9 protein-coding genes are annotated in these 13,481 nt (G+C 69.2%); 4 read left to right on the top strand and 5 right to left on the bottom strand.

All coding sequences use genetic code 11. The annotated features are described in order from the left end of the window. Positions 1 to 53 precede the first annotated feature (53 nt). The gene (locus tag C4B30_RS09990; protein WP_105132524.1) at positions 54 to 1,889 is read left to right on the top strand and encodes a S10 family peptidase; all 1,836 of its coding nucleotides are present in this window, start codon (positions 54 to 56) and stop codon (positions 1,887 to 1,889) included. 153 nt (positions 1,890 to 2,042) lie between these two features. Here C4B30_RS09990 and C4B30_RS09985 read toward each other — a convergent pair whose 3' ends face one another. From C4B30_RS09985 to C4B30_RS09965, 5 genes are all read right to left on the bottom strand, one after another. After that, positions 2,043 to 2,831 carry a sulfite exporter TauE/SafE family protein gene (locus C4B30_RS09985; protein WP_027783684.1) on the bottom strand — a complete coding sequence of 263 codons (789 nt, stop codon included), beginning with the start codon at positions 2,829 to 2,831 and terminating at the stop codon, positions 2,043 to 2,045. A gap of 286 nt (positions 2,832 to 3,117) precedes the next feature. Further along, positions 3,118 to 4,557: a DHA2 family efflux MFS transporter permease subunit gene (locus tag C4B30_RS09980; RefSeq protein ID WP_105132523.1), complete on the bottom strand. Its 1,440-nt coding sequence runs from the start codon at positions 4,555 to 4,557 to the stop codon at positions 3,118 to 3,120. Between the two features lie 134 nt (positions 4,558 to 4,691). Beyond that, positions 4,692 to 5,423 (bottom strand): DsbA family oxidoreductase, encoded by a 732-nt coding sequence (locus C4B30_RS09975; RefSeq protein WP_105132522.1) that lies wholly within the window; start codon positions 5,421 to 5,423, stop codon positions 4,692 to 4,694. 178 nt (positions 5,424 to 5,601) lie between these two features. Beyond that, positions 5,602 to 6,396, bottom strand: coding sequence for a helix-turn-helix transcriptional regulator (locus C4B30_RS09970; RefSeq protein WP_105132521.1), 795 nt, complete (start codon positions 6,394 to 6,396; stop codon positions 5,602 to 5,604). Beyond that, the gene (locus tag C4B30_RS09965) at positions 6,393 to 7,391 is read right to left on the bottom strand and encodes an ornithine cyclodeaminase family protein (RefSeq protein ID WP_105132520.1); all 999 of its coding nucleotides are present in this window, start codon (positions 7,389 to 7,391) and stop codon (positions 6,393 to 6,395) included. The genes C4B30_RS09970 and C4B30_RS09965 overlap by 4 nt, the downstream gene beginning before the upstream one ends. Before the next feature lie 375 nt (positions 7,392 to 7,766). Here C4B30_RS09965 and C4B30_RS09960 point away from each other — a divergent pair, with 375 nt between their 5' ends. The 3 genes from C4B30_RS09960 to C4B30_RS09945 all read left to right on the top strand — a co-directional run bounded on the left by C4B30_RS09960 (position 7,767) and on the right by C4B30_RS09945 (position 13,333). Continuing rightward, positions 7,767 to 8,546 carry an ABC transporter substrate-binding protein gene (locus tag C4B30_RS09960; RefSeq protein WP_105132519.1) on the top strand — a complete coding sequence of 260 codons (780 nt, stop codon included), beginning with the start codon at positions 7,767 to 7,769 and terminating at the stop codon, positions 8,544 to 8,546. 66 nt (positions 8,547 to 8,612) lie between these two features. After that, complete coding sequence (locus C4B30_RS09955) at positions 8,613 to 9,857, top strand: NAD(P)/FAD-dependent oxidoreductase (RefSeq protein ID WP_105132518.1); 1,245 nt, start codon at positions 8,613 to 8,615, stop codon at positions 9,855 to 9,857. A 509-nt stretch (positions 9,858 to 10,366) separates the two neighbouring features. Beyond that, entirely contained in the window at positions 10,367 to 13,333 is a 2,967-nt protein-coding gene (locus tag C4B30_RS09945) for a beta strand repeat-containing protein (RefSeq protein WP_105132517.1), read from the top strand. The last annotated feature ends 148 nt before the right edge of the window (positions 13,334 to 13,481 follow it).

Raw genomic sequence — 13,481 nt, 5'->3', positions numbered from 1 at the left:
GCAAATGATCCTTTGCGACCGGCGGTATTTATCGTTCTGTTCGAGAGGCAATAATGACGACACGCAAGTCCTTGAAAGACGGTTTCGCGCTATTCGGAACGACCTTGAGCGTACCGCTCGCCGCGGCAGCGGCCGCGGCGCTGCTCGTCACGGGGTGCGGCGGCGACGACGGGCCGAGCCCGAGCGCGGCGGCCGCCACCGCGGCCGCGACGACCAGCGGCAGCACGTCGGTCAACACCGACGCAACGGCCGCCGCCGCGGCCGACCAGCCGTACGTCGACACCGACGTGTACGGCACCGGGCCGAACGACGCGGTCACGGATTCGACCGAAGGCGCCGCGGTCGTGCACCGCCAGGTCACGATCGGCGGCAAGACGATCAAGTACACGGCCACCACGGGCCACCTGACGACGATCGATCCGATCACGTCGGCGCCGAACGCGAAGATGTTCTACGTCGCGTACACGCAGGACAATCCCGACCCGTCGAAGCCGCGCCCGGTCACGTTCTTCTACAACGGCGGCCCCGGTTCGTCGTCGGTCTACCTGCTGCTCGGCTCGTACGGGCCGAAGCGCCTGCAGTCGTCGTTCCCGAACTTCACGCCGCCCGCGCCGTACAAGCTGCTCGACAACCCGGACAGCCTGCTCGACCGCACCGATATCGTGTTCATCAACCCGGTCGGCACCGGTTACTCGACGGCGATCGCGCCGGCGAAGAACAAGGATTTCTGGGGCACCGACCAGGACGCGCGCTCGATCGACCGCTTCATCCAGCGCTACCTGACCAAGTACTCGCGCTGGAATTCGCCGAAGTTCCTGTACGGCGAGTCGTACGGCACCGCGCGCAGCGCGGTCGTGTCGTGGGTGCTGCACGAGGACGGCATCGACCTGAACGGGATCACGCTGCAGTCGTCGATCCTCGACTACGCGAACGCGCTGTCGGCGCCGGGCACGTTCCCGACGCTCGCGGCCGATGCGTTCTACTGGAAGAAGACGACGGTCAACCCGACGCCGACCGATCTCGACGCGTACATGGTCCAGGCCCGCAACTACGCGGACAACACGCTCGCGCCGCTCGCGCAGAAGCCGAACCCGCAGGACGGCGGCTTCGTGAACGTGCGGCTGAACCTGAACCTGCAGACCGCGCAGCAGATGGGTTCGTACATCGGCACGGACCCGACCTCGCTGATCCAGACCTTCGGCAACCCGGCCGCGCTCGGCAACGTGCCGTCGTCGGACGACAACCCGCCGTACACGTTCTTCCTGACGCTCGTGCCGGGCACGCAGATCGGCCAGTACGACGGTCGCGCGAACTTCACGGGCAAGGGCATCGCGCCGTACATCCTGCCGAACTCGGGCAGCAACGATCCGTCGATCACGAACGTCGGCGGCGCGTACACGGTGCTGTGGAACAGCTACATCAACACCGACCTCAAGTACACGTCGACGTCGTCGTTCGTGGACCTGAACGACCAGGTCTTCAACAACTGGGACTTCAGCCACACGGATCCGACCGGCGCGAACAAGGGCGGCGGCAATACGCTGTACACGGCCGGCGACCTGGCGTCGACGATGAGCGTGAACCCGGACCTGAAGGTGCTGTCGGCGAACGGGTATTTCGACGCCGTCACGCCGTTCCACCAGACGGAGCTGACGCTCGCGCAGATGCCGCTCGATCCGACGCTCAAGGCGCAGAACCTGACGATCAAGAACTACCCGTCGGGCCACATGATCTACCTGAACGACGCGTCGCGGACCGCGCTGAAGGGCGATCTCGCCAACTTCTACGACGGCATCCTCGCGAACCGCACCGCGTTGCAGCGCGTGCTGAAGCTGCAGGCGCGCACGCAGCAGATGAAGCAGCAGAAACTGCAGCAGCAGGGGCAGTAAGCGCCGCGGGCGGCTCGCGCCGCCCCGGATGGACGACAGCCCGATCGGCGCAGGCCGGTCGGGCTGTTTTTCTTGTGCGGCGAGCGATGGGCGGGTACCTCATGCGCCGGACGGGAAGGGGCGTAACCGCGGAGGAAAGGGCGGCCCGGCCGCTTACGCCAGCACGAGCCGCACGCCGACCGCGACCAAGGTCGCGGCGAGCAGGTTGCGCAGCAGCCGTTCTGGCGCGCGCGCCGACAGCAGGCTGCCGAGCACGATGCCGGGCAGCGAACCGAGCAGCAGCGACAGCAGCATCGACCAGTCGACCGAGCCGAGCAGCCAGTGACCCATGCCCGCGACCAGCGTGAGCGGCACGGCATGCGCGATGTCGGAACCGACGATGCGGGTCGTCGCGAGCGCCGGATACAGCAGCAGGAGCACGGTCACGCCGATCGCGCCGGCGCCGACCGACGTCATCGACACGAGCACGCCGAGCACGGCGCCCGTCAGCACGGTCGACCACAGCGTGCGCGCGGGGCTCGGCGCGAGCGGGTTGCGTGCGGCGAATGCGGTCAGCTGCGGGCGGAAGATCAGCGCGAGCGACGTGAGCAGCAGCGCAACGCCGAGCACGAGCTGGATCATCCGCGCGGTGCCCGGCGTGTTCATCCCGTGCGTGTGCAGCCACCACAGCGTGAGCGCGGCGGCCGGCACGCTGCCCGCCGCGAGCCGGCCCGTGATGCGCCAGTCGATCGAGCCTTTCAGGCCGTGGACGAGCGTGCCGGTGGCCTTGGTCGCGGCCGCGTACAACAGGTCGGTGCCGACCGCCGTCGCGGGGTGGACGCCGAACAGCAGCACGAGAATCGGCGTCATCAACGAACCGCCGCCGACGCCCGTGAGGCCCACGAGAATGCCGACGAACAGGCCGGACAGGGAGTACAGCAGATCGATATGGGGAAGCGACATCGGAGGCAGGCGGTTATGCAGCGTTCGGCGGCGGCGCGCGGCTGCGGCGCGCGCATCAAAGTCCGCCATTGTCGCAAAAGTGGCGCGTCAATGTACGACTGCGTTAAAAATCGGCCGGGATAGGGCGCCCGGCGGCCGCCGGCGGACATGAAACGGGCGTTTGAGCAGGGGTCGGCGTGAAAGGTATGACGACCCGGGCGCGTACGCCGCGCGTCCGGTGCGCACAAAAAAGGGCGCGACACTGCGCGCCCCGATTCGATGCCGGTTCCCGTTCGGCTGCCGACGGTCAGTGCATCGCGGGCCCGGCGCCTTCGACCGCGCGTGGCGGCCGGATCCGCAGCGCGAAACCGATCAGCGCGGCCACGGCCGCAAACGCCGCGCCGAACGCGAATGCCGCGCGGTAGCCGCCGTTCAGCGCGTCGAGCGGCGCGGCTTGCGCCGCCGCGAGCGCGTCGGTGCGGGCGCCGGCGAGACTTGCGAGGACCGCGAGCCCGAGCGCGCCGCCCATCATGAACGCGGTGTTGACGATGCCCGACGCGAGCCCGGAATCGGCCGGATCGACGTCGTTCATCGCGGCGAGCAGCACCGGATTGAACGCGACGCCCGCGCCAATGCCGAGCAGCGTCATGCCGGGCAGCACGTGCCACACGAAACCGCCGTCGACCGGCGCGCGCGAGAACAGCGCGAGGCCGCAGGCCGCGATTAGGAGGCCGGCGGCGATCGGCCCGCGGATCCCGAAGCGCATCACGATGCGCGCCGACAGCCCGAGCGAGAACGCGGCCATGATCAGGTTCGCCGGCAGGAACGCGAGGCCGACCTGCAGCGGCCCGTAGCCGAGCACGCGCTGCATGTACAGCGCGGACAGGAAGAACCATGCGAACATCGCGGCCGCCCACAGCACGGCGATCGCGTTCGCGAGCGCGACGTTGCGCGCGGCGAACAGCGTGAGCGGCATCAACGGATGCGCGGCGCGCGACTCGATCGCGATGAACAGCACGAGCAGCGCGACGGCCGCGCCGATCAGCGCGACGGTCTGCGTCGACAGCCAGCCGGCCTCGTTGCCGCCGACGATGCCGTAGACGGCCAGCATCAGCGACGCGGTCACGGTGATCGCGCCGGCGACGTCGAGCCGTGCGGTGCCCACCGGCATACGCATGCGCGGCAGCAGCGCGACGCACATCGCATAGACGGCGACGCCGATCGGCAGGTTGACGAGGAAGATCCAGTGCCACGACAGCGAGCTCGTCAGCAGCCCGCCGAGCAGGACGCCGATGCTGCCGCCGCCGGCGCACACGAAGCCGTAGACGCCCATCGCGCGTGCGCGTTCGCCGGGTTCCGTGAAGAGGTTCATGATCAGCGACAGCGAGACGGCCGACACGACCGCGCCGCCGAACCCCTGCACCGCGCGCGCGGCGATCAGCATCGCCTGCGATTGCGCGAGGCCGCAGGCGAGCGACGCGAGCGTGAACACGACGAGGCCCGCGAGGAACATGCGCCGCTGGCCGTACAGGTCGCCGAGCCGGCCGCCGAGCAGCAGGCAGCCGCCGAACGTCAGCAGGTAGGCATTGACGACCCACACGAGGGCCGTTTCGGTGAAGTGGAGATCGGTGCTGATCGACGGCAGCGCGACGTTTACGATCGTGCTGTCGAGCACGATCATCAGCACGCCGAGACAGAGCACGATCAGCGCGTACCAGCGCTTCTCGCCGTGAATCCCGTGGGTCATGGGCCTGCAGCCTTCTGATAGTTATCTGAAAGGATGCATTGTAGACGTCGGCGGCGCGGGCTTCCTGCCGGTTTGTGGCAGGAGCGTCGCGTAGTGGCGCGCGCGGCTGCGGCGCGCGTGCGGCGGGATGAGGATTACGACCGAGCCGGCAGTTCGCAGCCGTCGGGGCCGCAGGCGGCCGCATCGTCGTCGCCGGGTTCGACGATGCCGTCGCGCCACGCCTGATCGAGCGCCCGCGCGAACGCGTCGGCCGGCTGCGCGCCCGACACCGCATAGCGGCCGCCGAACACGAACAGCGGCACGCCGCGCCCGCCGATCCGTGCGGCGTGCGCGATGTCGGCTTCGACTTCGTCGCGATACGCGTCGCTGCGCAGCACGGCTTCGACGGCCGAGCGCTCGAGCCCGGCTTCGACCGCAAACCCGGTCAGCGCCGCATGATCGAACAGCGAGCCGTGCTCGCAGAAATAGGCGCGATAGAGCCGCTCGGTCAGCGCGTGCGCGCGGCCCGACGCTTGCGCGAGCTTCACGAGCCGGTGGCCGTCGAGCGTGTCGCCGACGAGCGTGCCGGGCAGGTCGTAGCGCAGCCCGACGCTCGCGGCCGCATCGGTCACCTGGCGCAGCATCTGGTCGACCTGCGCGGGCGCCATCCGGTATTTGCCTGCCAGCATCGCCTCGACCGGCTCGACGGGTTGGCCGGGCATCAGCCGGTACGCACGCAACGCGACGTCGACGCGGTCGGCGTGCGCGAACGCGGCCAGCGCCTCGTCGAAGCGGCGCTTACCGATCCAGCACCACGGGCAGATCAGGTCGGACCAGATCTCGACGGTCAGGGTCGGGCGGGCAGTCGGGGCGGGAGCGGTCGTCATGGGCGGTCCGGGCGGCAAAAAAAGTGTAACCGAGACTATATCACTTTATTTTTCGACGTTTCGCCGCCCGCGGAATGGTGCGGAAGGGGCTGCGCCCGCGTGTCGCGGAGCTTGGGCGCGGAACCGGCGGCCCGATACCGATGACCGGCCTACCGTGATTGCGCCCGCCACGTCGCGCTCACGCGTCGCCTTGCGTTTCCTTCAGGTGCTTGAGGTGCTTGTAGACCGTCGCGCGCCCCATCCCGAGCACGTTCGCGACGTAGTTCGCCGCGCTCTTGCCGCGGAACGCGCCTTCCGCGTACAGCGCCTCGACGAGTTCGCGCCGGTGCTCGCGCGTGAGCCCGTTCAGCCCGAGCTGCCGCTCGCGCAGCCAGCCGTGCAGGAACGTGTTGATGCGCTCCTGCCAGTCGTCGCGGAACAGCTCGTCGGGCTGCGCGACGACGCCCGCGCCCTTGATGAACAAGTCGAGCGTCGAGCGCACCTCGTCGAACACGGCGATGTTGAAGTTGATGCACATCATCCCGGCCGGCCGGCCTTCGTCGTCGAACAGCACGTTGCTGACGCAGCGCATCCGCCGGCCGTCCCAGTTCAGCTTCTCGTACGGGCCGATCACGCGCTCGCGCGCCGAATGATCGATTTCCTCGAGCGCGGAATCGTCGCCGACCTCGCGCTTGGACAGGTTGTTCGCGAGATACAGCACGGTCTGGTCGTGCAGGTCGTGGATCACGACTTCCGCGTACGGGAAGAACAGTGCGGCGATACCGTCGGCGATCGGCGCATAGCGGGTGAGCAGCAGGTCTTTGACGGGAGATTTCTTCTTGCGCATCGGTATCGCGATCTCGGGTGGGCGGGAGCCGGGCAGCGGGTCGGGCCGGCGAGCCGGCGTACCGTTGGCCGGCATGCCCGTGCGCCCGCGCGCGGCCGCCGCGGCGGTTGCGCCATTGTATCGGCCCCGCGTGCGCGTGCCGCTCATGCGCGCGTCAGATGCGTGTACAGCGCGTGCGCGATCGCGATGTCCTCGAGCCCGAGGCCGATCGAGCGGAACAACGCGTGACGCGTGCGCGACGGCGCCGCGCAGGTGCCGGCGACGAGCGCGGGCAGGTCGCCGACGATCCGGCCGGCATCCCAGCCGTGCTCGGCCGCCGCGATCTGCATCTCGCCGGCGCTCGCGGGCGTCGTATGCCGGTAGTCGCAGTAGACGTCCATGTCCGGCAGCCACGTGGGCGGGATTTCGTGCGCGCGCGCGACGTTGGTGCTGATCGACGTGACGAGCGCGGGGCGCGTGAGCATCCCGTCGCCGAGCACGGGCGTGCCCGACGACGTGCACAGCATCACCACGTCCGCGTCGCGCACGCAGGCTTCGACGCTCGCCGCCGCGTGCGTGCGCGGGTCGAGCGCGGCGAGGCTCGCCTGCAGCGCCGCGTCGCCCGCCAGCGCGGGCGAGTACACGCGGATCGTGTCCCAGTCGCGCAGCGCCGCCGTGTGCTTGAGGTGCGCGAGGCCGACCGCGCCCGCGCCGACGATCGCGAGCTGGCGCGCGTCGCGCGGCGCGAGGCAGTCGACCGCGAGCGCGGTCGTGCCGGCCGTGCGTTCGACGGTCAGCAGCCCCGCGTCGCACCACATCAGCGGCTGGCCGGTTTGCATCGACATCAGCGCGGTCCATGCGGTGACGATCGGTCTCCCGTCGGGTGTCCCGCCGGGTGTCCCGTCGGGTTTGCCGGCCGTCACGATGTACGGCGACAGCTTCGCGCCGAACACCTGCTCGTCGGCGAGCGCGCCGAGATACGTGATGAAGTCGCCGGCCTGGCCGGGAAACAGCGTGAGCGTCTGCGGCGGCTGAACCGCGCGCGCCGCGGCGAGCGACGCGAACATGCGGCGCAGCGTGCCGAGCACGTCGAGCGAAGGCAGCGCCGCGCGCACCGCGGCTTCGTCGACGGTCAGCGGCGGGGTGGGGACGGTTTGCGTCATGGGAGCATCTCCGGTTCGGGCTGGACGGAAAGTCTCGAAAGACGGCGTCCAGCGATGTTCGTTATGGACGAAAAGTCTAATATAGACAAACGCAATCAGGAGAATTTTTCTTTTCGAGACGTTGTGTCGTTGCCGGATTCATGAAAAACGCCATGGAATCAAGGGTGTTTGGCATGAGCGACGAAATCTCGACGTCGAGCGACGGGGCGACATCCTCGTATCCCCTATAGTCCATAGTAGACTTTAAGTCTATATTTCGGGGTGCGGGATCCGACACATCGTCAGGTGGCTAGCTGACTCGGATGCCGCACCGCCGCCCGGTCGAGGGCGTCGGGCGACCGATCTCCAGCCTCAATCCAGAACAGAAGGACCGTCATGAACTGGAAACTTTCCCTCTGCGCCGCTGCGGCGCTCGCGTGCGCGGCCGTCACGGCCCATGCGGAACAGACCACGTTGCGCTTCGGGATCGAAGCCGCCTATCCGCCGTTCGAGAGCAAGACGCCGGCCGGTCAGTTGCAGGGTTTCGACGTCGACATCGGCAACGCGGTGTGCGCGAAGCTGAACATGAAATGCGTGTGGGTCGAGAATTCGTTCGACGGGCTGATCCCGGCGCTGCAGGCGCGCAAGTTCGACGCGATCAACTCGGCGATGAACATCACCGTGAAGCGCAAGCAAAGCATCGACTTCACGCCGGCGATCTACGTGGTGCCGATCGTGATGGTGGCGAAGCATGGCTCGCCGCTGAAGCCCGACGTCGCGAGCCTGCGCGGCAAGCACGTCGGCGTGCTGCAGGGTTCGTCGCAGGAGGATTTCCTGAAGGCGCACTGGGCCAATGCGGGCGTGGCCGTCGTGTCGTACCCGGATCAGGACCAGATCTACGCCGATCTCGTCGCGAGGCGTCTCGACGCGGCCGTGCAGGAAGCGCAGACCGCGCAGGACGGTTTCCTCGACAAGCCGGCCGGCCGCGACTACCAGATCGTCGGCGAGCCGCTGAAGGATCCGGCGACGCTCGGCGAAGGCACCGGTTTCGGGATGCGCAAGAACGACAAGGCGCTGCAGGCGAAGATCGTCGGCGCGCTCGACGCGCTGAAGCAGGACGGCACGCTGAGCGCGCTGTCGCGGAAGTACTTCAAGCGCGACATCATCGCGAAGTAAGCGCCGCCGCGCACCGGCCGCGGCCTGGCGCACGGCGCATCCCATCTCGACACAGTGCGGGGGAATATGGATTTCGACGTCATCGTTCTGGGGGCCGGCATCGTCGGCGTGTCGTCGGCGCTGCATCTGCAGGATCGCGGGCTGCGCGTCGCGCTCGTCGACCGGCGCGCGCCCGGCGAGGAAACCAGCCACGGCAATGCGGGGCTGATCGAGCGCTCGTCGGTCGTGCCGTATGCGTTTCCGCGCCGGCTCGGCACGCTGTTGCGCTACGCGCGCAACCGTTCGGTCGATCTCTATTGGGACTACAAGGCGCTGCCCGAGTATGCAGGCTGGCTCGCTCGCTTCTGGCGCGAATCGTCGCCGCAGCGGCTCGCGGCCGCCGCGCGCGACATGCTGCCGCTCGTCGCGGCGAGCGTCGTCGAGCACGATGCGCTGCTCGCGCGCACCGACGCGCAGCCGCTCGTGCACGACGGCGGATGGATCGAGGCGTTTCGCTCGCCCGCGCTGTTCGATGCGGAAGCGGGCGCGCAACAGCGCGTGGCCGACGCGCACGGGCTGCGGATGACCGTGCTCGACGCGCGTGCGCTGCGCGCGCGCGAGCCCGGTATCGGCGATGCATTCTGCGGCGCGTTCCACTGGCAGGATCCGAAGACCGTGTCGAGCCCGGGCGGGCTGACCAAGGCCTATGCGCGGTTGTTCCAGCGTGACGGCGGCACGTTCGTGCGCGGCGACGCGACGACGCTCGTGCAGGTGGATGACGGTTGGCAGGTCGGGTCCGAACATGGGCCGATCTCGGCACGCTCGGCCGTGGTCGCGCTCGGGCCGTGGTCCGATCATGTGTTCGCGCCGCTCGGCTACCGGATTCCGCTGCGCGCGAAGCGCGGCTATCACATGCATTACCTGCCGACGCGCGCGCCGCTGAACGTCCCCGTGTGCGATACCGAGGAAGGCTTCGTCGTCGCGCCGATGGAGGGTGGCCGCCTGCGGCTCACGACCGGCGTCGAGATCGCGCCGCGCGGCGCGCCGCCGACCGGCGTGCAACTCGCACGCGCCGAACCGCTGGCGCGCGACGCGTTCGGCATCGGCGAGCGGCTCGATCCGGAGCCGTGGCTCGGAATGCGGCCGTGCACGCCCGACATGCGCCCGGTGATCGGGCCCGCGCCGCGCCACCGTCATTTGTGGTTCGCGTTCGGCCACTGCCATCACGGGCTCACGCTCGGGCCCGCGACCGGCCGCCTGCTCGCCGAAATGATGACGGGCGCGCCGACCTATATCGATCCCCGTCCGTACCGGCCCGCGCGCTTCGGTTGAACCCGCGGCGCGCAGAGGCGGTTTCGGCCACCGGCACGTGCCGGTGGTAATACGTATTCTTCACAGTGTTTCATTCTGCTGTCCGGATTATCGAAATCCACGCAATCGGAAATGATCTGCGTAATCGATAAGAAAGAAAATCGCGCGATAAAATAAAATCAGCAAATTCGCGATTTATCAATGTATTTTCATATTGCTGAAATGCGTAATGGGCAGCGGTTGTGACGGTATAGGGTCCCATCGCGGGCGCGCGTTCAGGCGTTACATGGAATGTACCGGAACACGTTACCGCGGGGCTCGCAAACGTTACGTTACATCCGCGTTCCGAAGGCCTTTTTCATCAGACGATTTCGTCTTCCCAATCTCGAATTTCGCCTGAAATCGATTAAAAAAGCGTTATTGCCGTTCAATAACCAGACGAATCAATCCGTTTTTGGAATTGGCACGCTTCGTGCAATCCGTCCCCATGCTTTGTCAACGTAGTGCCAACCGAGATGGGGAAAATAACGATGGGACAGAATTTCAAATTGACGGGTGTGGCGCTGTCGGTCGCGACGGTGTTCGGGGTGCTGGCTTCGGCTTCCGCGATGGCGGGGGCCCTCGATTCGCTGCCGATCCCGCAAGTGATCGTCAATCCGCCGACGAACAGCGTGTCGGTTGGGCTGGCCGCGACGGGCACGTCGCCGTTGGGCTCGGTCACCGTGACGGCGGGCGGGTCGGGCGCGATCCAGACGTCGCTCGGCGAGCCGGGGCAAGTGCTGTCGGGCGCCGTGGGGGCGGTGACGGGCGCACTCGGCGGTGGCGGCACGGTGCAGCCGCTCGCGCCGGTTCAGGGTGTGGTGAATCAGGTGACGGGCGCCTTGAGCGGCGGCAACCCGGCGGGTGCACTGACGGGTGCGCTGAACACGGCGACGGGCACGCTGAGTAGCGCGCTCGGCACGGCCACGGGCACGCTGGGCGGTATCGGCGGTGGTTCGAACCCGCTGGCGCCGGTTCAAGGTGTGGTGAATCAGGTGACGGGTGCGCTGGGTGGCGGTAACCCGGCAGGTGCGTTGACGGGGGCAATCGGTACGGTGACCGGCTCACTGGGTGGTATCGGTGGCGGCGCGAGTCCGCTGGCGCCGGTTCAGGGCGTGGTGAATCAAGTGACGGGCGCCTTGAGCGGCGGCAACCCGGCGGGTGCACTGACGGGTGCGCTGAACACGGCGACGGGCACGCTGAGCAGCGCGCTCGGCACGGCCACGGGCGCACTGGGCGGTATCGGGGGTGGTTCGAACCCGCTGGCGCCGGTTCAAGGTGTGGTGAATCAGGTAACGGGCGCCTTGGGCGGCGTTGGCGGTGGCAATCCGGCAGGCGCATTGACCGGTGCACTCGGCACGGTGACGGGCGCCGTGGGCGGCGTTGGCGGTGGCAACCCGGCCGGCGCATTGACCGGCGCACTCGGCACGGTGACGAGTGCCTTGGGTGGCGTTGGTGGCGGCAATCCGGCAGGCGCATTGACCGGCGCGCTCGGTACGGTAACGGGCGCCTTGGGCGGCGTTGGTGGCGGCAATCCGGCAGGCGCATTGACCGGCGCACTCGGCACGGTAACGGGCGCACTGGGCAGCGTCGGCGGCGGCAACCCGGCAGGCGCGTTGACCGGCGCACTCGGCACGGTAACGGGCGCCCTGGGCAGCGTCGGCGGCGGCAATCCGGCAGGCGCGTTGACCGGCGCACTCGGTACGGTGACGGGCGCTTTGGGCGGCATTGGCGGCGGCAACCCCGCAGGCGCATTGAACGGCGCGCTCGGTACGGTAACGGGCGCCCTGGGCGGCGTTGGCGGTGGCAACCCCGCAGGCGCGTTGACCGGTGCACTCGGCACGGTAACGGGCGCCCTGGGCAGCGTCGGCGGCGGCAATCCGGCAGGCGCGTTGACCGGCGCACTCGGCACGGTGACGGGCGCCCTGGGCGGCGTCGGCGGCAGCAATCCGGCAGGCGCATTGACCGGCGCACTCGGTACGGTGACGGGTGCCCTGGGCAACGTCGGCGGCGGCAACCCGGCAGGCGCGTTGACCGGTGCACTCGGCACGGTGACGGGCGCCTTAGGTGGCGTTAGCGGTGGCAACCCGGCAGGCGCGTTGACCGGCGCACTCGGCACGGTGACGGGCGCCTTGGGCGGCGTCGGCGGCGGCAACCCCGCAGGCGCATTGACCGGCGCACTCGGCACGGTAACCGGCGCTCTGGGCAACCTCGGCGGCGGCGCGAACCCCATCACCCCGATCCAGAACGTCGTGAATCAGGTCACGGGCACGCTCGGCAGCGGCAACCCGGCCGGCGCACTGAGCAACGCGGTCAACACGATCACGGGCACGCTCGGCAACGTCGGTGGCGCAGGGAGCCCGCTCGCGCCGGTACAGGGTGCCGTCACGCAGCTCGCCGGCACGCTCGGCAACGGCGATCCCGCCGGTGCGCTGACGAACGCGCTGAACTCGGTGACGGGCGCGCTCAGCGGCGCGAACCCGCTGGCGCCGGTGCAGGGCGCCGTGAACCAGGTCGTCGGCACGCTGTCGGGTGCCGGCGGCGGCAGCCCGATCACGCCGATCACGAACCTCGTCAACGGCCTGCAGAACGCGCTGCCGGGCGGCAACCCGGCCGGCGCGCTGACCGGCGCACTCGGCTCGGTGACGGGCGCGCTCGGCAATCTCGGCGGGACGAACCCGCTGGCGCCGGTGCAAGGCGTCGTGAACCAGGTGGTCGGCACGCTCGGCGGCAGCAATCCGGCCGGCACGCTGAGCAACGCGGTCGGGACGGCCACGAGCGCCCTGGGCAACGCGGTCGGCTCGGTGGCGGGCGCGCTCGGCGCACTGGGCGGCACGAGCCCGCTGGCGCCGGTGCAGGGTGTCGTGAACCAGGTCGTCGGTACGCTCGGCAACGGCAATCCGGCCGGGGCACTGACGGGGGCGCTGAACTCGGTGACGGGCGCCCTCGGCAACCTCGGCGGTTCCAACCCGCTGGCGCCGGTGCAAGGCGTCGTGAACCAGGTGGTCGGCACGCTGTCCGGCGCCGCCGGCAGCAGCCCGATCGCGCCGATCACCAACCTCGTGAGCGGCCTGACGGGCGGCGGCAACCCGGCCGGCGCGCTGACTGGCGCCCTCGGTTCGGTAACGGGCGCACTTGCGTCCGGTCCGGCGGCGCTCGGCCAGGCGGCCGGCGCGCTGTCGGGTGCGGGCGGTTCGGCGGCAGCGGCAGGCGGCAGCCTGCTCGGCTCGGGCGCGAATGCGGCCGGCGGCACGGCGGGCGCGGTCGGTTCGCTGCTGACGACGGGTGCCAACTCGACGGCGACGGTCGTCAATGCGGTCGGCACGTCGGTGGGCACGGTGCTCGGCTCCTCGCCGAGCCTGTCGGTGACGCCGCATTCCGGCAACAGCTCGCCGAACAACCCGCTCGCACCGGTGACGACGCTGCTCCAGTCGCTGACCGGCGCACTGCCGAGGTAACCGGCCGAAACCGCACGACGGCGCCGCATCGGCCGTCGTGCGAAATGGTCGCGTAACACGGGCCAGGCAATACGGGTCGCGCAACGCGGCATGACATCGCTGTCATGCCGCGTTGTCATTTCGGGCTTCCCGTTTTCTTTCGTCGCAT

Source organism: Burkholderia sp. BE12, from assembly GCF_002959955.1.
Classification (GTDB): domain Bacteria; phylum Pseudomonadota; class Gammaproteobacteria; order Burkholderiales; family Burkholderiaceae; genus Burkholderia.
The sequence above is the reverse complement of the archived record's forward strand: the minus strand, read 5'-3'. Positions and strand labels throughout refer to the sequence as shown.